18 protein-coding genes are annotated in these 20,204 nt (G+C 56.5%); 17 read left to right on the forward strand and 1 reads right to left on the reverse strand.

The genetic code is table 11. The annotated features are described in order from the left end of the window. Positions 1-53 precede the first annotated feature (53 nt). From Q1B21_RS15735 to Q1B21_RS15770, 8 genes are all read left to right on the forward strand, one after another. The gene (locus tag Q1B21_RS15735) at positions 54-1,202 is read left to right on the forward strand and encodes an efflux RND transporter periplasmic adaptor subunit (protein ID WP_299890775.1); all 1,149 of its coding nucleotides are present in this window, start codon (positions 54-56) and stop codon (positions 1,200-1,202) included. Positions 1,203-1,205: 3 nt separating this feature from the next. Next, on the forward strand, positions 1,206-4,334 hold the full coding sequence (locus Q1B21_RS15740; RefSeq protein WP_299890777.1) for an efflux RND transporter permease subunit: 3,129 nt from the start codon (positions 1,206-1,208) through the stop codon (positions 4,332-4,334). A 662-nt stretch (positions 4,335-4,996) separates the two neighbouring features. Then, positions 4,997-6,580: an ABC transporter substrate-binding protein gene (locus tag Q1B21_RS15745; RefSeq protein WP_298936217.1), complete on the forward strand. Its 1,584-nt coding sequence runs from the start codon at positions 4,997-4,999 to the stop codon at positions 6,578-6,580. A 65-nt stretch (positions 6,581-6,645) separates the two neighbouring features. Continuing rightward, on the forward strand, positions 6,646-7,740 hold the full coding sequence (locus tag Q1B21_RS15750) for a Xaa-Pro peptidase family protein (protein WP_299890779.1): 1,095 nt from the start codon (positions 6,646-6,648) through the stop codon (positions 7,738-7,740). Next, complete coding sequence (locus Q1B21_RS15755; RefSeq protein WP_299890781.1) at positions 7,740-8,747, forward strand: ABC transporter permease subunit; 1,008 nt, start codon at positions 7,740-7,742, stop codon at positions 8,745-8,747. The genes Q1B21_RS15750 and Q1B21_RS15755 overlap by 1 nt, the downstream gene beginning before the upstream one ends. Beyond that, positions 8,747-9,649: an ABC transporter permease subunit gene (locus Q1B21_RS15760; RefSeq protein WP_298936220.1), complete on the forward strand. Its 903-nt coding sequence runs from the start codon at positions 8,747-8,749 to the stop codon at positions 9,647-9,649. Before Q1B21_RS15755 ends, Q1B21_RS15760 begins: the two co-directional genes overlap by 1 nt. A gap of 4 nt (positions 9,650-9,653) precedes the next feature. Next, the gene (locus tag Q1B21_RS15765) at positions 9,654-10,631 is read left to right on the forward strand and encodes an ABC transporter ATP-binding protein (RefSeq protein ID WP_299890784.1); all 978 of its coding nucleotides are present in this window, start codon (positions 9,654-9,656) and stop codon (positions 10,629-10,631) included. Beyond that, the gene (locus tag Q1B21_RS15770; RefSeq protein ID WP_299890786.1) at positions 10,628-11,584 is read left to right on the forward strand and encodes an ABC transporter ATP-binding protein; all 957 of its coding nucleotides are present in this window, start codon (positions 10,628-10,630) and stop codon (positions 11,582-11,584) included. The genes Q1B21_RS15765 and Q1B21_RS15770 overlap by 4 nt, the downstream gene beginning before the upstream one ends. On the opposite strand, the gene Q1B21_RS15775 is transcribed toward Q1B21_RS15770, so the two are convergent. Next, on the reverse strand, positions 11,579-12,268 hold the full coding sequence (locus tag Q1B21_RS15775; protein WP_299890788.1) for a GntR family transcriptional regulator: 690 nt from the start codon (positions 12,266-12,268) through the stop codon (positions 11,579-11,581). The genes Q1B21_RS15770 and Q1B21_RS15775 overlap by 6 nt on opposite strands. 359 nt (positions 12,269-12,627) lie before the next feature. Here Q1B21_RS15775 and Q1B21_RS15780 point away from each other — a divergent pair, with 359 nt between their 5' ends. The 9 genes from Q1B21_RS15780 to Q1B21_RS15820 all read left to right on the forward strand — a co-directional run bounded on the left by Q1B21_RS15780 (position 12,628) and on the right by Q1B21_RS15820 (position 20,171). Beyond that, positions 12,628-13,110, forward strand: a complete 483-nt coding sequence (locus Q1B21_RS15780) for a hypothetical protein (protein WP_299890790.1) — start codon at positions 12,628-12,630, stop codon at positions 13,108-13,110. Between the two features lie 104 nt (positions 13,111-13,214). After that, positions 13,215-14,141, forward strand: coding sequence for a hypothetical protein (locus Q1B21_RS15785; RefSeq protein WP_299890792.1), 927 nt, complete (start codon positions 13,215-13,217; stop codon positions 14,139-14,141). 85 nt (positions 14,142-14,226) lie between these two features. Further along, positions 14,227-15,183, forward strand: coding sequence for a MoxR family ATPase (locus Q1B21_RS15790; protein WP_299890794.1), 957 nt, complete (start codon positions 14,227-14,229; stop codon positions 15,181-15,183). After that, positions 15,108-16,085, forward strand: a complete 978-nt coding sequence (locus tag Q1B21_RS15795) for a DUF58 domain-containing protein (protein WP_299890796.1) — start codon at positions 15,108-15,110, stop codon at positions 16,083-16,085. The genes Q1B21_RS15790 and Q1B21_RS15795 overlap by 76 nt, the downstream gene beginning before the upstream one ends. Continuing rightward, positions 16,082-16,453: a hypothetical protein gene (locus tag Q1B21_RS15800; RefSeq protein WP_299890798.1), complete on the forward strand. Its 372-nt coding sequence runs from the start codon at positions 16,082-16,084 to the stop codon at positions 16,451-16,453. The genes Q1B21_RS15795 and Q1B21_RS15800 overlap by 4 nt, the downstream gene beginning before the upstream one ends. Beyond that, the gene (locus Q1B21_RS15805; RefSeq protein ID WP_299890800.1) at positions 16,446-17,408 is read left to right on the forward strand and encodes a VWA domain-containing protein; all 963 of its coding nucleotides are present in this window, start codon (positions 16,446-16,448) and stop codon (positions 17,406-17,408) included. The genes Q1B21_RS15800 and Q1B21_RS15805 overlap by 8 nt, the downstream gene beginning before the upstream one ends. Then, on the forward strand, positions 17,405-18,304 hold the full coding sequence (locus tag Q1B21_RS15810) for a VWA domain-containing protein (protein ID WP_299890803.1): 900 nt from the start codon (positions 17,405-17,407) through the stop codon (positions 18,302-18,304). Before Q1B21_RS15805 ends, Q1B21_RS15810 begins: the two co-directional genes overlap by 4 nt. After that, the gene (locus tag Q1B21_RS15815; RefSeq protein ID WP_299890806.1) at positions 18,301-18,975 is read left to right on the forward strand and encodes a hypothetical protein; all 675 of its coding nucleotides are present in this window, start codon (positions 18,301-18,303) and stop codon (positions 18,973-18,975) included. Before Q1B21_RS15810 ends, Q1B21_RS15815 begins: the two co-directional genes overlap by 4 nt. Further along, on the forward strand, positions 18,972-20,171 hold the full coding sequence (locus tag Q1B21_RS15820; RefSeq protein ID WP_299890808.1) for a hypothetical protein: 1,200 nt from the start codon (positions 18,972-18,974) through the stop codon (positions 20,169-20,171). The genes Q1B21_RS15815 and Q1B21_RS15820 overlap by 4 nt, the downstream gene beginning before the upstream one ends. The last annotated feature ends 33 nt before the right edge of the window (positions 20,172-20,204 follow it).

The raw sequence follows: 20,204 nt of genomic DNA on the forward strand, positions 1-20,204 counted from the left end.
CCATTATCTGCAAGGCGGTGGGCAATTTCGTCTGGAATAGTAAAGGCAACTCAATGTCCGCAGATTCAGTTGAACCGAAAGCAAAACCGGTTGTGCGATGGCTTTGGATAGCGGGCGCGGCCATGATTTTGATTGGCGTCATTTTGGTGCTTCTGGAAGTCGAAGACACAGTCGATGTCGAGAAATCCAATTTGCCGCCGCGACCTCCGGCAGTTTCCGTTCTCATGGTTGATCAGGCAACAGTACGTGCCGAGATCACAGCATTTGCCGAAGTGCGGCCCAGGTGGGATGCTGAGCTGCGATCTGCTGTGACAGGTCGAATAGTTGCGGTTCATGAAAGCGCGTTAGCAGGATCAAAGGTTGCCAAGGGTGATCCTTTGTTCACGATCGAAAAAGCTCAATACGAAAGCGCGGTTGCATCGGCAGAAAGGGAAGTTGAAGAGGCGCAGCTTGGTTTATTGCGCGCGCAAAACGATGTCACGGTTGCGCGCCGACAGTTCCAAAGGGATGGAATAGACCCGCCGACCGAGCTTTCCCTGCGGCTTCCTCAGTTGCGTATCCAGGAAAAGACGGTTGCTTCGGCACAATCAAAACTAGAGGCGGCCCGAAAGGAATTGTTGGACACAGAAGTCACGGCTCCGTTTTCGGGTTTTGTGACACGTCGGGCTGCTAGCCTCGGTCAAACCGTGGCGCCGGGCGAAGCGCTGCTCCACCTTTCAGATGATCGTCAGTTTGAGCTTGTCGCAGAGTTCAGCCAGGCGGACTGGAAGCTATTGGAACACCCGATTTCGGGCAAGCTGGCCGCGCTTTATGATCGCGATGGCGCGGCTGTGGGGCAGGCGCAAATTCGACGCGGGGGTGGCTTCCTGGACCAGAACACGCGTCAGATGCGGGTCTTTCTGGAAGTAACGGAACCAAACGATCAAATCCTGGCTGGGGACTATCTACGCGTGTCTATTCCCGGCCGTCTGATCGACGAGACGTTGACCATTCCCGACAGTGCAATGACTCGCGCAGGTTATGTGTGGTTAGTCGATGCCGATTATATGCTGCGCCGGATCACGCCCAGTATTCTGTTTCGTTCAGACGGTACTGTGACAATTCCAGCCCCGGATGGGGGAGGGCCATGGCGTGTTGCACGGACGCCTTTGGCCTCGTTTTTGCCGGGTCAGCATGTGACGCCGTTGGACGTCGAGGGTTGATCAATGCACGCTCTTGTCTCCTGGTTCATTCGCAACCCCGTCGCCGCCAACCTTATGATGGCGTTGATTTTGTTCCTTGGTGTTCAGACCCTGATGAATATCCGTATCGAAGGGTTTCCACGGATTCCGCCTGAAAGCGTTACGATATCGATCGAATATCCAGATTCTACCGCCCAACAGGTAGATGAGTTGGTGACGCAGAAGGTCGAGCAAGCGCTGGAGGGGCTGGAAGGTGTCCGCAGCATTACATCGCAGTCTGAAAATGGCCTGAGCACGATTTCGGTGCGCCGCGCTGGCGGGGCAAAACTTCAGGCGGTTTTGGATCGGGTTCGTATTAGAATTGATGGGCTGACTGATCTGCCGGAAAAGGCGCGGCGTCCTGTGATCGAGGCATCAGGCTTTGATTTCCCGGCCCTCTACGTGAACCTGCACGGCGATGCCGACCCGGCTACGTTGCAGACCTTGGCGCAACGGCTCAAGGAAGACTTACTGGCGCAACCCGAGTTATCACGCTTGAATATTTGGGGGCTGATCCCGCGTGAATTGCGGATCGAAATCGATCCAGAGCAATTGCGGCACTATGGTTTGACAGTCGCGGACGTTACCCGTGCTATTCGCGAAAACTCGTTGCCGTTTCAGGCCGGTCGTTTGCGCACCGAAGGCGGCACGATCTTTCTGCGGGCGGATAGCCGGGCCAAATACGCCCCGGAATATGCCGCCTTGCCGGTGATAGAGCGAGATGACGGATCGAACGTGCCGCTTGGTGACGTGGCCACGATCGAAGACGGCTTTCTGGATGATGATTTTCTGTTTCGATTGGACGGCAATCCAACAGTCGGCATGGAAGTGTTGATTGGTCAAAAGGAAAACCTGCTGGACATAAGCCGTGTGGTGCGCAGTACAGTTGAAGATTTCAGCCGTCAGTTACCTCCGCAAATTGAGGCTGAAATCTGGGGCGACAGCGCTGGTTACATTGCGGACCGGTTGGCACTTTTGCGGTCAAATGGCGTGCAGGGTTTGATACTGGTCATCTTGATGCTGTCAGTGTTCCTGAATGTCCGGCTGGCCTTCTGGGTGGCGATGGGTATTCCGATTTCTGTCATGGGGGCAATCGCTGTCTCGGGTTCGAAATGGCTGGACTATTCGCTCAACGATGTCACGACCTTTGGCCTTATCATTGCCTTGGGGATTTTGGTGGATGATGCCGTTGTCGTTGGCGAAAGCGTTTTTGAAGAGAGACGCAAGGAAAAAGACCCGATCAAAGGCACTGAGCGTGGCGTACATCGCGTGGCCGTCGCCACAGTGTTTGGTATTCTGACCACAATTGCCGCCTTCTTCCCGATGCTGCTGATCGACAATCCGCTGGGAAAAGTGCTGGCAGGGTTTTCAGGTATCGTCATTCTGACGCTGATCTTTTCCCTGATTGAAAGCAAATTCATCTTGCCGGCCCATCTGGCGCATATCACGTTGGATCAGGAGAGGCGGTATCTGGTGACGCGGATCTGGGGCCGCATTCAGGACGGGGCGCAAGGCGGTCTGATCTGGTTTAGGGATCGCATTTACTACCCGGTCCTCGTGGCGTCGGTTCGCCAACGTTATGCGGTATTGATCCTGTTTGTCGCGGCTGCACTGCTTGGCATCGGGCTGATGGTCAAAGGTAAAGTCAAAACAGTTTTCTTCCCCGATGTGCCCGGACAGGTGATTACCGTGAACCTAGAAATGGATGCACGTGCGCCCTTTGCGCTGACCCGATCTAATGTTAACCGGATCGAAGCGACGATCGAGCAGTTGAACATCGAGCTGGCGGACCGCGCTGGCATGCGAGAACCTCCCATTCAAACTATTTTCACGATCATCAGCAGCGCCGGTAGCGCCCAGATATTTGCGGAAATGCTGCCCGTGGCTGAGCGTCCCAACGTGCAAATTCTTGATGTCGTGCGTGAATGGCAGAAACGCGTCGGAGACGTTGAAGGCGCAACAGAACTTGAGTTTACCGGTTCGGAAGCCTTGGCCGGAGGGTTCCAGATCAGGCTGGTATCGAAGGATGATGACCTGCTGCGAAGGGCCAGTGCGGATATGAAGACGTTTCTGTCCGAGATCGACGGAGTGACGAACCTAAGGGACGGGCTTGTGGGCGGACAGCCCGAGCTAAAACTGCGCCTGCGTCCAGACGCGCGCAACTTGGGTTTCAATGCCGAAACTCTGGCCAGCCAGATCGGTTATGGATTTGGCGGGTCTGAGGTCTCCAAGGTTCGGCGCGAGGGGTCCGAAGTGCGTGTTGTTGTCCAGAATGCCCGTGAAAACCGGGACACGCTGGCGGATCTGATGCAGGCGCGGTTGCGCAGTAAAACCGGCGCGTGGGTGCCTTTGGAAACGGTGGCGGACATCGAGGGCAGTTATGTGTCAGGGGCGATCAATCGTCGGGATGGTCGGCGCATGAACCTTGTTTCCGCATCGGTCGACCGGTCAATTGTTGCACCAGAAGAGGTAGGGCAGGCCGTGTTCCAGCAATTGGTTCCAGAGTTGCAAGCGAGTTATCCAAGCGTGAAAGTTCTGGCCGCGGGTGAGCTGGAGGAAATAGCGGAAATTAGTGGTGGGTTAAAGCGCGCGTTGCTGCTGGCAGCCGTGTTGATCTATGTCTTGATGGCCGTGCCGCTAAAAAGCTACTGGCAGCCCTTTGTCATCCTCGCCATCGTGCCATTCGGTTTTGTTGCCGCAGCGGTCGGGCACCTGATTATGGGTGTGACGCTGTCGATCTTTTCCTTCTTCGGAATGCTGGCGCTGACCGGGGTCGTGGTAAACGACAGTTTGGTGATGATCACACGCTACAATCAAGCGCGCGCGGAGGGCGAGAGCGTGGATCGCTCATTGCACAGTGCAGGCGTTGGTCGCTTTCGTGCGATTTTCCTGACCACAGCGACGACAGTCATCGGATTGCTTCCCCTGATGACAGAAACTTCGGAACAAGCGCAGTATCTTATCCCAGCCGCGGTTTCTTTGGCCTTCGGTGAATTGTTCGGAACGGCCCTGATGCTGGTTCTTGTGCCCGTACTGATCGCAATCGCGGAAGATGTCATTTCCCTGCTGCGTCCGGGGTCACGCCAGAGCCAACTTCGCAAGGCTTCGACATGATCCTCAAACCCGTCTGCACTATTCAAAGCCTGAGAACGCGTCTTTGTCGCGCGGTTTTCATCCCAAGTGATCCGATGCGCTGAGTTCTGTTGGTGAACTACGCCGTGTCGGATCGCCACAGCTTTCGATTCAATCTGATAGGCGTCATTAACAACCATGCGCCAACTATTTTCAGTGCGCGGAAAGACTTACCTTTTCTGATCCTGCAAGCTTTGAAATACGGGAATTCAAAAGCATCAGTTCTGGGTACATGATTATGCGGCGATCCAGATTGGTAAATCAGGGCGCAGTGCGTAAGCCGAAAGCGCATCTAAACAACGCATGAATTCCTGCGGATTGGTGCCGCAACACTTGGCGAAATTTTATGTGCCCTACAGGCTTTGGCGGCGGGTTTTGTGAGGTCTTCGTGCGCTGTAATCGGCCACAGACTACGTGGCTGAACTGACAGCAGCGGGACAGCAAGCTCCGAATTCTGAGGGGTACCTCGTGCAGGCGAAGGACATTGGTAAACACCCAAGGCGTGCAGTAAACGAGTTGACAATGGATAACGTATTTTGGATACAAAACGCAGAGTCCGAACTGAATCATCGCCCGCATACACCGCAAGGACCGTATGAAACGGTCATGGGTCAGGGCATGGACTATTGAAACGGGAGGAAGCAATGAAGTTTACAATGTTGGCTGCCACGGCAGTTGCAGCACTCACCGGTTTTGCGGCACAGGCAAATACGCTGGTGTATTGTTCAGAAGGGTCGCCGGAAGGCTTTGACCCCGCGCTGTTCACCGCAGGTACGACCTTCGATGCGTCTTCGCATCCGATCTACAATCGTCTGCTGGAGTTTGAGACCGGAACCACCAACGTGGTCCCCGGACTGGCGGAAAGTGTAGAAGCCAGCGATGATGGTCTGGAATACACGTTCAAGCTGCGTCAGGGTGTCAAATTCCATTCCAACGACGAGTTCACCCCAACCCGTGATTTCAACGCGGACGACGTGATCTTCTCGTTCATGCGTCAGAAAGACGAAACCCATCCCTATAATCAGGTGTCGGGTGGAACCTGGGAATACTTCCAGAGCATGGGCATGCCTGATCTGGTCGAATCCATCGAGAAAGTCGACGACTACACGGTGAAGTTCACCCTGTCCAAGCCCGAAGCCCCTTTCGTGGCCAATATGGCGATGGATTTTGCCTCGATCCTGTCGGCGGAATACGCCGATGCGATGATGACAGCGGGTACGCCTGAAAAGTTGAACACTGCGCCGATCGGGACGGGCCCGTTCTCATTCCTGGCCTATCAGAAGGACGCCGTGATCCGGTATGCCAACAATGGTGACTACTGGAAAGCGCCTGCCGATGTGGACAATCTGATCTTCGCGATCACGCCAGACGCGTCTGTTCGTTATCAAAAGTTGAAAGCGGGCGAATGCCACATCATGCCGTATCCGAACCCAGCCGATATTCAGGCGATGAAGGATGACGCAGACATCAACATGATGGAGCAGGAAGGCCTGAATGTTGGCTACCTTGCGTATAACACCACCATCGCGCCGTTCGACAATCCGAAAGTGCGTAAAGCGCTGAACATGGCGATCGACAAAAACGCGATCATCGATGTGGTTTTCCAGGGTTCGGGCCAAGTTGCCAAGAACCCCATCCCGCCAACCATGTGGGGCTATAACGACGCAATCGTTGATGACGCCTATGATCCAGAAGCAGCCAAAGCGATGTTGGAAGCCGAAGGTGTCAAAGACCTGAAGATGAAGGTCTGGGCGATGCCGGTGCAGCGTCCGTATAACCCTAATGCGCGTCGTATGGCGGAACTGATCCAGGCTGACTATGCAAAGGTTGGCGTCGATGTTGAAATCGTGTCGTACGAATGGGGCGAATACCTGTCACGTTCGAAAGACCTGGACCGGGATGGTGCGGTACTACTGGGCTGGACAGGTGACAACGGCGATCCGGACAACTTCCTGGCGGTTTTGCTGGGCTGTGACGGTCGCGAAGCATCGAACCGCGCACAGTGGTGCCATCAGCCGTTCGAGGACCTGATCCTCGAGGCCAAGCAGTCTACTGATCAGGCCGAACGCACCAGGCTGTATGAAGACGCTCAGGTTGTCTTTAAGGATCAGGCGCCTTGGGCAACGATCGCCCACTCGGTCGTCTATATGCCGATGAGCAACAAGGTCCAGGGCTACAAGGTTCATCCCTTGGGTGGTCACATCTTCTACGGTGTAAGCGTCGAATAACCCACCACTCACTGACCGGAGCCGCCCCAACTGGCGGCTCCGGTTTCTTTTGGAGAACAGTCTGAATGCCAGATTTGTCCGAGTACCGCCAACTGGCAAAGGACATGTCAGTCGATGCTGTGGCCCTTGTGCCCGGCCCGAATTTCACCCGCGCTATCGGCCACGCTTTCATGAGTCACGAGCGACCCCTTGTGGTCGTCGTCCCCGCTTCGGGCAAACCAGCCGCAATTGTTCCCAATCTTGAACTGGGGTCCTGGGATCTGGTCGGCTTTGACGGCGCGGTCTTCGATTGGCGTGACCAAACGGGGTATGATAGCGCGTTTGCAGAGCTTGCGGCGCACCTGCCGATGGCAACACTGGCCGTCGAAGGGCAAGTCATGCGCGTGTTCGTGTCCAAGGCGCTGACAAAGGCACTTCCGAACTTGCAGATCGTCGATGCCGAACGCGAGATTTCCGGTCTTAGGATCATCAAAACTGAAGACGATATCGCGTCTTTGCAAGCTGCCATCGATATCTCAGAACGCGCGTTGGAGCGGGTCATTGCTGATGTGCGTATCGGCCAAACGGAAAAACAGATTGAGCAGGCGCTGATACAGGCTCTGTTCGCCGAAGGGGCTTCCTCACTGGCCTTTTCGCCGATTGTCGCGGCTGGCGATAACTCAGCCCAACCGCATGGCAAAGCAAGGGCTGACTACAAGATACAGTCCGGAGATGCGCTGCTGTTTGATTTTGGCGCGCGTAAGCGCGGGTTTGCGGCGGATATCACCCGAACATTTTTTGTAGGCGAAGTCTCGGATGAAGGGAGGGCGGTCTATGATACTGTATTGAGGGCCAATCAGACTGGGTTCGAGGCTTGCCAACCCGGCGTGACCGCTCATGACATTGATGACGCTGTGATCAATGTCCTTGAAGCATCGCCTTACTCCGATCGCATTCGAACCAAAACAGGCCACGGGCTGGGCCGCGATGTACACGAGGCCCCCTATATCATGCGCGGGAACGACCAGGTGATCCGAGCTGGCATGGTCTGGACGAACGAACCGGGTCTTTATGATCTTGGAAACTTCGGCGTTCGCATCGAAGATGATGTATTGGTGACTGAGGATGGTTGCCGGTCTCTGACCAGCTTTCCCAAAGACCTCAGAATCATAGGTCGCTGATGTTTGGCTATTTCATATCCCGATTGGGCATGTTCATTCCAACCTTCCTTGGGGTGACTTTGATTTCCTTCATGTTCATCCGTGTGCTGCCCGGTGACCCGATCATCGTGATGGCCGGTGAACGTGGCATGACCGAAGAACGCTATCAGGAAATGGTAGAGAAGCTGGGCTTCGACAAACCCGTTTTGCGACAATACTGGGACTATCTGACCGGCATCATGCAGGGTGATCTGGGCGAAAGCTTTGTCACCAAGAAACCGGTTTGGGACGAATTCTTCGCTTTGTTCCCCGCAACACTGGAACTGTCTATTTGTGCGATGATTTTCGCGGTGGTTTTGGGACTGCCCGCCGGGGTGATCGCGGCGGTGAATCGCGGCAAGTTTTTTGACCGCGCGCTGATGTCGTCGGCGCTGGTTGGATATTCGATGCCGATCTTCTGGTGGGCGCTGCTGCTGATCATCGTGTTTTCCGGCAATCTGGGCTGGACACCGGTCTCAGGTCGCATTGATCTGCTTTACTATTTTCCAAGTGTCACCGGCTTTATGCTGATCGACAGTTTGTTGTCAGGTCAGGCTGGTGCATTTCAATCTGCCGTTCGGCACTTGATCTTGCCCACGATTGTTCTTGGCACCATTCCTCTGGCCGTCATTGCGCGTCAGACCCGATCCGCCATGCTTGAAGTTTTGGGCGAGGATTACATCCGAACAGCCCGTGCCAAGGGCCTGTCGCCAACGCGGATCAATGGGCTGCATGCGCTTCGCAATGCCCTGATCCCTGTGATTACGGTCATTGGCCTGTCGGTCGGCACTTTGCTGGCCGGGGCAATCCTGACCGAGACCATCTTTAGCTGGCCGGGGATCGGCAAGTGGATGGTCGACAGTATTTTCCGCCGGGACTATCCGGTGGTGCAGGGCGGTCTGCTGATGATTGCGGTGATCGTCATGCTGGTGAACCTGCTGGTCGATGTTCTTTACGGCATCATCAACCCGAAAATCCGGAGGCGGTGATGGCAGAGCTTTCCGCAACCCCGACCAAGACCGAAAACCGCCCCAGCGCGCTGCGCGAGTTTTGGTATTACTTCAGCGAAAACCGTGGCGCCGTGATTGGCCTGTGGGTCTTTGCGGCGTTCGTCTTCTGCGCGGCCTTTGCCCCTTTATTGGCCCCATACGACCCAACCGAGCAGTTCCGGAACCACATCCTGCAACCCCCGGCGTGGCAAGAAGGCGGCAGCTGGGCGTTCCCGTTGGGCACCGATCCGTTGGGTCGGGACATGCTGTCTCGTCTGATCATGGGCTCGCGCTATTCCTTCTTTGTCGGGATCGTTGTGGTGGTTGTGGCCGTGTCGGGTGGTGTGATCATCGGCTTGCTGTCCGGCTTTGCGCCCAAATGGGTCGATACGCTGATCATGCGTGTCATGGACATCATTCTGGCCTTTCCATCGCTGCTTTTGGCGCTGGTGTTGGTCGCCATTCTTGGCCCGTCGCTGACCAATGCGATGATCGCCATCGCGATCGTATTTCAACCGCACTACGTGCGTCTGACCCGCGCGTCGGTTCTGGCGGAACGGCAGAAGGACTATGTCACCTCTGCGCGGGTTGCAGGTGCTGGAAGATCGCGGTTGATGTTCATCACGGTTTTGCCGAATTGTCTGGCGCCGATCATCGTGCAGGCGGCTTTGTCCTTTTCGACGGCTATTCTGGATGCGGCCGCACTTGGCTTTCTGGGTATGGGCGCGCAACCGCCCACACCTGAATGGGGCACCATGTTGGCCGAAGCACGCGAGTTTATTCTGCGCGCCTGGTGGGTGGTAACGTTCCCCGGTCTGGCCATTCTAGTCACGGTGCTTGCCATCAATCTGATGGGCGACGGGCTGCGCGATGCGCTGGACCCGAAACTGAAGCGGAGCTGATTGCATGAGCCTTTTGGAGATCCGAAACCTTTCGGTGGAATTTGCTACCGCATCCGGGGAATTCCGTGCAGTGGATGGGGTCGAGCTGTCCGTTAACAAAGGCGAGTTACTGGCCATCGTGGGTGAAAGCGGCTCGGGTAAATCCGTGTCGATGTTGGCTATGATGGGTCTATTGCCCTGGACCGCCACTATCACCGCAGATGAGATGAGTTTTGAAGGGCGCGACCTGTCGCAAATCTCAGCGAAGGAACGACGCAAGATTATCGGCAAGGATATGGCGATGATCTTTCAGGAACCGATGTCCTCGCTCAATCCCTGTTTCACGGTTGGGTTCCAAATCAAGGAAGCTCTGCGCATTCATTTGGGTCTGAACCGAAAAGATCGGCATCAACGTGCCATTGAGTTGTTCGATCAGGTGGGAATTCCGGCGCCGGAAAGTCGCCTGAACACGTTTCCGCATCAGATGTCGGGCGGCATGAACCAGCGTGTGATGATCGCTATGGCAATTGCCTGCAAGCCCAAGCTGTTGATCGCGGATGAACCGACAACGGCGCTGGATGTGACCATTCAGGCGCAGATTCTGGACCTGCTGGTTCGGCTGCGCGATGAACAGGGTATGGGGTTGGTTCTGATCACCCACGACATGGGCGTGGTTGCTGAAACGGCCGAACGGGTACAGGTCCAATATGCAGGTCAAAAGGTCGAGGAACAGACAGTCAGCGACCTGTTCCGCACGCCACGCCATCCCTATACATCCGCGTTGCTCAGCGCATTGCCGGAACGGGCCACGTCAAAGCTGTTGCCGACCATTCCGGGCGTTGTACCGGGTCAGTTTGACCGGCCCAAAGGTTGCCTGTTCGGACCACGATGCAGGTTCGCCGACGAAACCTGTGTAGAAACGCCGCCTGTTCCGCATGGCGAAGACTTTGGCAAGGCGCGCTGCCACCATGTCGAAAAGATAGCAGCCGGAGAATTGGCATGACTGCACCCATCGTACAGGCAACCGCCCTCGCCCGGTACTATTCGGTCAAGGGTAGGTTGTTGTCGAAACCGGCCACCGTAAAGGCGTTGTCAGGCGTCGATTTCGATCTGCAGCCAGGCAAAACACTGGCGATCGTTGGAGAATCCGGCTGTGGTAAATCCACGCTTGCGCGGTTGGTGACAATGATCGAAGAGCCGACTTCGGGCAGTCTGACGATAGATGGCGTCGACATCACGCCATCAAAGTGGCGCGATATGCGCGAAACCGTGCAGATCGTGTTTCAGGACCCTTATGGTTCACTGAACCCGCGCCAACGGATCGGGCAGATTCTGCAAGAACCGTTGATCATCAACCGCCCAGAGATGACAGCAGATGGTCGTGAGGCGCGCGCGCGTGAGATGTTGGATTTGGTTGGCCTGCGCCCAGAACACTATGACCGCTATCCACATATGTTCTCGGGTGGTCAGCGCCAGCGGATCGCCATCGCGCGCGCGTTGATGCTGAATCCAAAAGTTTTGGTTCTGGACGAACCTGTCTCGGCATTGGATGTGTCAATCCAGTCTCAGATTCTGAACTTGTTGGTGGAATTGCAGGAACGGCTGAACCTGGCCTACCTGTTCATTTCTCACGACCTGTCTGTGGTGAAGCATTTCGCCGATGATGTGATCGTCATGTATCTGGGCCGCGCGGTAGAAAAGGCCGCAAAAGAAGATCTGTTTACGACCCCTCGACATCCGTATTCCAAGGCGCTTTTGTCCACCACTCCACGGGCTGACCCCGAAGCTAAGAAAGACCGGATCAAGCTGGAGGGTGAATTGCCGTCGCCGATGAACGTTCCAAAAGGCTGTGCCTTTGCCCAAAGGTGCTGGCTGGCCACGGATGAGTGCCAATCGGCACCGCCCGAGCTAAGTGGCACGGCGCATCAGGTTGCCTGCCTGTATCCCTTGTCATAGGGAAACAGGTTCCCGGACGCCACGTTTTGCGACAACCATTTCCAGCAGTTGATCTTTGGTGCGTTGGATGTGCCGGGTCAGCAGATCACATGCTTCTTCGACGCGTCCGGCTTGTGCCAGTGACAAAAGCTGACGATGATCCGCTTTGGCGGGCTCTCGTTGCTCCATCACACTGAGGTGCATCCGGACATAGCGGTCGGATTGAAGGTTGATCCGCTGCAGAATTTCGTTGGTCAAACTTCGGTCAGCGGCAGCATAAAGCGCCGAGTGGTATTCATAGTTCGAGGCGCCCCAGCGCCCGACATCGTCAGCGTCATAGGAGCGTTCCATTTCGTCCAAAAGATGCGCACAGCTGTCGAAATCGTGCGTCGTCATGTTTGGGATTGCGTATTTGAACAAATCCACTTCCAACAAAACGCGCAGGTCAAAAATCTCCCCGATCTCGGACAAAGATCTTTTGATCACCGATGCGCCGCGATTGTTGGTCAGTTGTACCAGACCCTCCGCATCCAGCCGTTTCAACGCTTCGCGAATGGGCATGCGGGATACATCGTACTCAACGGCCAGCGCTTCTTGCCTGATTGTTTCGCCTTCGATCAATTCACCGGCCAGAATCCGTTCGCGAAGATCGTTGGCAATGACATCGGGCAGGCTTTGTCTGGGAATTGCGCGTTTACTTAACATTTTGACGTTCAGGGACCTGCTTTAATTTATATCCAGAATACAAATTTTAGCTTCGTTTTCCAAGACATTTGCCAACACGTCGACCGGCGGTTTGCAGGGTAGGTTCCGTTCCGGTCTACGGCGGCAGTGTCCCGTCTGGCCGTCGCGGACATGACTTTTTTGTTCTTGCCGGCGGGAAGAGACAGTCAATTCCGGAAATACGCGTAGTGCTGAAGTGGTCATGCAGGTGACGACATAAAGACTGAATTGAGCAAAAAGGTTTTGAACAAATGCTAAAGAGTCAAAACAACAGACAATTGATTTTTAGGCGCAGAAAGCTGCGCACCAGCTTTGATACGACTTCAAGAAAGGCGTTGTTGTTGTTTCTGGCGATGCTTCTGGCGTTTGGTATTGCGTCCGCGCAAAGCGCTTCCGCTGCCGACATCGTACCGCAGACCGGCACGTGGCAAGGGCATTCTCAGGTCCGCGGGGTTTCCGGCTGTACTGCTGAAATTCGCGCTGAAATAGAAGCAGAGCCACAGGAGGAAGTCCTATATTCCCGGCCTGTTGCGCTGACGGCACCGTTCGACCTTCGACAATTCAACACCGTCTGGGAAACCGATGTAAACTGGGCCAGGCGGGGGTTGAACTTTTGGACCGGAACCCTGGTCGAAACAGAACGCTCTCCGTTCGGAAGCGTGACCAGCACGACGGAAGTTGAAACCTTCGTATTGAATGAAGTGAAAATCCTGCAGAAAGCCATCGTAACAGTGTCTTTTTCAAGCGCACTGGCCAAGCAGTTGGGCACCTCAACGCCCTGTGTTATTGATGCCGACATCACGCATCAACGGGTCGGACCGTAGCGGATCGGAAGCCTGTTCGGGCCAGCGCCGAAATCAACCGTACAGCCTTTGTGAATGGACGTCCTTGAGCATGCGCGCTAGCTTGCCTGTCCAAGAGGATTTGCATGCGGCGTATTATTGTCTTTTTGTTCGTCACACTCGCTCTGGCCGGGGCAGGTCGCGCGGAAAAGCGCGACTATATTGAGCTTGCGCAGCGCGGATGGGGGTACGAGCTTCGGTCCACTATGGTAGGCCGCGATATGGCAATTCCGGTTCATATCAATGGCCGGGATCTTGCTGGTGCCTCATTGTGCCTGGTGGGTGAACCGCCGCATCCGCAGACATTGGCCATTCTGAACGCATTTCGCGCGTTGCTGAAGCACAGCTTTGGATACCCCGCGCCTATGCGATATGCGGGTCAGACAGCACGAAACTGTGGAACAGGTAGAACTGTGGTTCTGCGTTTGTATTCCGGATATCCACCGAACCGAGAGTTGTCGTTGGATCTGGACTGGCTCAGCGAAATTCATCAGCTCGGCCTGCCCAGCGGACGCAGCTATGTGGTGACGTCACCCGCCATGGCACAGACCTTTTTCGGTCGCCGGGGGCAGGGAACGCATATTGTGGTCAAACAACCTGCTCATGGTCGTCCCAACCTGTTGGAGACCGCGTTTCACAAGTCGATCCTTATCGAAGAATTGTTCCAGTCCTACACGTTTGGAATGGACATACTCCTTTACGACAAGGCCGCCGTATATCTGTCAAAATTGCAGGAAACACCAGTAAACCTGCAAAGATTTGCGTGGAGTTCGCATGATTTCATGCGGGCCTTGTTGAATTCAAACCCAGAAGGTCTGTGCGCCTTTGACGTGTTCATGTTGCACGCTGTCGCGCAGGCGCCCGTAGACCAGACCATTGAACCGGGCTTCATAGAGTACATCGACCGCCAGTACGATCATTTGTGGGCCCAGACCGATGCAACGCTGGCGGATCCCCAGTTTTCTGTTCTTCTCGACGAGGGCTGCACAAAGTCCGTTCAGGTTCAAAGATAATACCATCGGGTATATTTTGCTGGATGGACGCTCCGGTTAGCCTGATCATGGGAACGCGACCCATTTCGGGCCGCAGGGAGGACAAATGGACACCAGACCAGAAAACCCGCCGCGCGCTGTCGCGGGGTTGTCCGGATACCTTTCACAAGGGCTCGTCGGGCATGAACATTTGGTCGAATGCCTGCTGATCGCTCTGCTGGAAGGCGGCCATTTGCTGGTCGAAGGCCCGCCGGGGCTGGCCAAGACCCGAGCAGTGAAGTGGTTGTCAAATGCCGTAGAGGGCAGCTTTGCCCGTATCCAATGTACGCCCGATCTGATGCCGTCCGACGTGACCGGCACGCCGGTGTATCAACCGCAGGATGGTCGGTTTGAATTTATTTCGGGGCCGGTCTTTCACACTCTGGTTTTGGTTGATGAGATCAACCGGGCTCCGCCCAAAGTGCAATCGGCCTTGTTGGAGGCCATGGCTGAACATCAGGTCACAGTTGGCAACCAAACACATCCGCTGCCAGATCCTTTTCTGGTCATCGCCACGCAGAATCCGATCGAGCATGACGGAACATTCCCCCTACCAGAGGCACAGCTGGACCGGTTCCTGTTGCACGTGGTCCTAAGCTTGCCGGATCTGGAGACCGAGCGTCAGATTCTGGATCTGGTGATTGCCGAGACTCAGGATGGCCCACCGGACATTCAGCGAATGACGCTGGACCAGCTTCGCCTGGCACAGGCAGAAGCCCGCGCCGTGCATCTGGCACCTGAATTGCGGGACTATATCGTGCGGCTTGTCTCCGCGACACGTGAAGGTTCATTTGCCGTTCATGTCGAGCATGCTGTTTCTCCGCGTGGATCGCTGGCACTGGCCTCAGCAGCACGGGCACGAGCGTATCTAAGAGGCCGTGACTTTGCGTTGCCCGAAGATGTAGCGGCCGTCGCACCGGATGCGTTGGCGCACAGGATGGTTCTGACATGGCGGGCGGTTGCGGATGGTCGCAAACCGCGCGAATTGGTAGCGGACATCCTGAAAACGGTCGAACCGTTGTGACCGAGGCACTGTCACACGCGGGAGTGAGCCTGTCGTCTGAGGCCTTGATTGGGCTGCGGCGCGTGGCGTTGTCGGCCTATGCAAAGCCGCCTGTCGCGGCCTTGCCCGGAGGGTTCCTGACCCGCAAACGCGGGCAGGGTGTCGAGGTTGCAGATGTCAGAGAATACGTGGCGGGTGACGACATACGTCATCTCGATCGTGGCACCACCGCGCGCACCGGGCGCCTGCATATCCGCCAGTTTCAAGAGGAGCGGGACAGGGTATCCCTGCTGGTCGCGGACTTTCGCGCGCCGATGTTTTGGGGGATGCAACGCGCCTTTCTGTCCGTCGCGGCCGCCGAAGCGTTGGTTCTGATCGGCTGGCATCTGATCGAAAGCGGCGGGCGTGTCGGGTTGTTGGCAATCACTGCGGACACGCCTGTCATCATTCCACCTCGTGGTAGAACCCGTGGCATGCTGGACGTAATAGGCGGTTTGGTTCAGGCCCATGCCAGCAGCCTGACAGCCATACAAGCTGGGCAGGACGAAGGCCGCACACTAGCACAGGCGCTGACCAGTGCTGAACGTCTAACACCACCCGGTTCCGAAATCATCATCGCTTCGGGGTTTGATCAGCCTGGCGACGCTCTTGCCGACCGTTTGGATCAGCTGGCGCATCGCCGCAGCCCGCGGCTTGTTCTGATCACTGAGCGCAAGACCCGCGAAATGCCGCGGGGTTGGTATCCGATACGATTTTCCGATGGTCAGCAAAAACGCGTTTATCTGGATGGGACCGAGTCGGAAGACAGCGACATCTACCAAAAAATCGATGCACATCCGGCCTTGGTTCTGAATGCAAGCGATCCCATTGATACAACGGGGCGTCGCATCTCGGCGGCGTTCTCGGAAAAATATGCGGCATGAGCGAAACAGCACTGTCCGAAGCCACAATGCTGGCAAGCCTCAGGGACATTCGCTTGCCTCCCGACGCCGCCGGCGGGGTTCTGGCTGAACTGGCCTTGTCAGCGGGTGTGGCAGCATTAGCCGCCTTTTGTGTCGTGGCCTTATTGCGTTTGCTGAGCGTCCAGCGCAGCCGGGACCGATCTGCTGACAGCAATGAGGCAAGCCCGGACATGTCTGAATGGACCCAGGCGCGTCGCAGGGTCGCCCTTTTGCACCAGTTGCGGCATCAGGATGCTGCGCGTTATGCTGCGCTTAAAGGCGACTTGTACCGCCCTGATGGTGGACCAAATCTGCACCAGCTAGAGGAGGAGGTCGCGCGCCGTGTATGAACTTGCCGATCCGCTGATGCTGGTCTTGCTGCCATTGCCTTGGTTGATCGCGCGTATTCTGACACGACGCCCTGTATTGGAACGCGGTTTCCCGGTGCCTGATCGCATCGGCGGGACGCTGATGAACGCCAGCCCAAGGCGAGACCCGCGCCGCGCCGTTGTTCTGGACAGGTTGATGCTTTGGGGCATTTGGGCTCTGATTGTGTTCGCCTTGTCCGGCCCGCGTGAATTGACGCCGGTCAGCGCCCTGAAGGTGTCGGGTCGGGATCTGGCCATCGTGCTTGATTTGTCCGGGTCGATGGTGCGAGACGACTTTTTCCTGGATGGGCAGCCGATTACCCGGCTTGAGGCTGTAACAACGATAGGTGCTGATTTTGCCCGGCGCAGAGGCGGCGACCGGGTAGCGCTGATCGTGTTCGGCTCCGAGGCTTACTATGCCACGCCATTCACCTTTGACAACGAAGCCGTCGCGCGCCGGATCGAAGAGGCCAGCATCGGTATTTCGGGGCGGGCAACGAATATCTCGGATGGGCTGGGTCTGGCACTGAAACGATTGGACGACAGTCAAGCGGCGTCTCGGGTCGTGATCCTGCTATCGGACGGGGTCAACAATGCAGGTGCGACCAACCCCCGTGGCGTGGCAGAATTGGCTGCCAACATGGGCGTGCGCGTTCACACCATCGCGCTGGGGCCAAAGGATTTGGAAAGCGCCGAGGTCGGGGAACGCGGCGTTGTGGACGCCACAACCTTGCGGGCAATCGCCCAGGTGTCCGGCGGCGAGAGTTTTAGGGTGAAGACAACCGACGATCTGGTCGCGGTAACGCAAGCGCTGGATCGGTTGGAAGCCACCGACAGTGCTGGCCTGTCTGCTGAAATCTACCGTGACTATTGGGTTTGGCCTGCGGCGTTGGCCGCCGCACTGGCTTTGTTGGCGACATGGAGGCAGGTGGCATGAGCGATTGGGATGTCACTCTGCTGCGACCATTGTGGCTAGGCTTGTTGCCTGGGCTGGCCGTCTTGGCGTGGTGGGTCCTGACCCGCGTCCCAAGTTTTGGGAATTGGGATAAAGTGACAGACCCGGTGCTTATGAAGGCCATGGTCGCTATCGGTCGGGTCGAAGGGTCCTCGATATCATTGGCTCCGATTGCCTTTTTGGCGGCGGCAGGGATTTGTCTGGTCGCGCTTGCAGGGCCAGCTTTTGAGCGGCGCGACGCTCAGACCTATCGCAATCTGGATGGCGTTTTGTTTTTAGTAGACGCATCCGCAAGTGTGACAGATGACGAACGCTGGCCGCAGATGTTGACCATGGGCCGGTTTGGGGTGGGTGCACTGGGGTCCCGACCCGGTGGGATCATTGTCTTCGGTGGTGACGCCTATGTAGCAACCGACATGACAACGGATCACCGCCAACTGGGTCAGACCTTTTCACTGATCAGCGCGGAAACGGTGCCCGACAAAGGCTCACGCCCCGAGCGGGCCCTGGCCCTGGCCCGGCAACGGATCGAAGAGGCAGGCATACTGGCCGGTGATGTGGTGCTGTTCACCGATGGTGCAGGTTTGGGGCCCGCATCGCTGCAACAAACAGCCGCGCTGGCTGAGCGCGGCGCACGGGTGTCTTTGGTCGTTCTTAGCGAAAACGATGCGCAGGCAGATACCCATTCCAAAGCGGGTGGCGGAGCCGTTTTCACCTTAGATCAGACGGATGATCTGGGGTGGTGGCTGTCCGATGATGCCTCGACACGGCTTGAGAAAGCCGACTATCCGGTTCTGTTCTGGTACGATTTGGGGCGGTATCTGCTTGTACTGGCACTGTTCCCGCTGTTGTTTTTGTTCTGGAGGGACCAGCCATGAAATGGTGCGCCATCTTTGCCGTTGCGTTGATCTCGCTGGCCTACGCTTTGGGTGGCGCGGCGCCTTTCGGACGGGTTGCGCTGGCGCTTGGGTTCAACACGTTTTCTGCGCGGGTGTTTCAGGACCCAGACTGGCGAGGCGTGGCGTTGTATCGTGCCCAGGACTTCAATGCTGCTGCGCTGGCTTTCAAAGAAGCAGGCGATCTGTACAACTTCGGCAATGCCGAGGTGTTTGGCGGTCGTATTGCCGCCGGGCTTGAAGCTTACGATCAGGCCATACAATCAGGTGACCCTGACGCGCAGGCAAATTTCGACGTGGTGGCCGCATATTTTGCAGGTCTGCAGATCGATCCGGCGGCACTTGGGTTGTTTCCTGAGCGCAAGGAAGGCCCCAAGGCCGACAGTTTCATTGCGCGCGGGGATGCGCGCGCGGCGGGGACGGGCAGCGAAGTGACCAACTCAAACACGATGCTGGGACTGGCCGAACTGGACAGTCGCGGGCGCCTGGGTGTTCGCCGGATTTTTGATGACAAGTTCATGGTCGCGGATGAGCGTTGGCTTAATCAATTATCCGACGTGCCCGGCGAATTCATGGTCGCCAGGATTGCGCAGGAACATAAGCGCCGTGAGAAACTGGGTTTAACACCCCCTGAACCGGAGGATCCGCTATGAAATGGCTGGTCCTGCTCTGTCTGACGATGCCCTTGCAGGTGCTGGCGCAGTCAAAAACGGTGCTTCCATCCGATCTTTCGATTGAAGTGTCGGTCGAAGACGGTACAGAAGCCCGTTTCACGCATGAGATGATCTTGTTGACCATCCGCGGCGTCTACCGCCGACACATCACAAGAGAACAGCTGATCCAGCCGGATTTTGATGGGTTTAGCTGGGCGCAGCTAGGTCCGGACCGCTGGTCCGAAGAACGGATCAGTGGTCGAAAGTTCAAAGTGCTCACCAGACGCATGGCAATCTATCCAGCGCGGCCCGGAGCGCTGACGATAGGGCGGTTCACGCACCGGCTGACTTTGACAGATGAAAGTGATGATTGGTTCGAACATGAAATCCAATCGGAACCTTTAACCATCGACGTGGCCGAAGCCCCGGCAACAACAGATTGGTGGTTTCCGGTGCGCAACCTGAAGATCTCGGATCAATGGTCCAATGCGCCGGATCAGCTGTCACCCGGCGAAGGCGTGTTGCGCGTCATCCGGCTCGAGGCATTGGGCGCGACGCCCGAGATGATCCCACCCATGCCTGACTTGCGGTCGCCTTCCGCCATGATCTTTGCGCATCCCGAGAAACGGTTGGTAGAGTTGACCCCGGAAGGTCCTGTTACCTACGCTTTCTGGCGGTGGACGATACGGCCAACCAATGACGTGTCCGGTATCGTAGAGCCTTTGCAATTCAGTTACTTTGACACGGTTGCGCGTGAAGAAAGGGCGGTCACCATTTCCGCGCAACGGATTGCCTATGGGTCGGTCAGCGGAAAGGCGAAAAGTGCGGTGTCTCAGCTGGCACCTCTGCCGTCCGCAGCCAGGTTACCCAGCTGGCCGGCCGCGGTGCTGGCGGTTTTGGTATTTGTCGCGGTTGTTGGGTTGGGTTTGTCTGGCCGCAGGTTGACTGGCTTAGGCGCGTTGCAACGCTTTGGCATGTTCGATCCCCTCGCGCGTCGTTTGCGGCGATTTGCGAGAAAAGGTCAGGCAGCTGGGTTACGTCAGGCAGCGACCGCGATGGCCCGGCGCGATGGCCTGACACAACAGCGCCTGGATTTGATCAGGGATTTCGACCGTCGCTATTTCGACCCTAAATCCGATGAACCTAATCTGATGCGCTTTGCGCGGCTGTTCCTGCGCGCTGGGTTGAAACAGTAAACAAGTTTTGAAGTTACAACGACATGTTGGCAT

This window comes from uncultured Ruegeria sp. (genome assembly GCF_947504215.1).
Classification (GTDB): Bacteria; Pseudomonadota; Alphaproteobacteria; order Rhodobacterales; family Rhodobacteraceae; genus Ruegeria.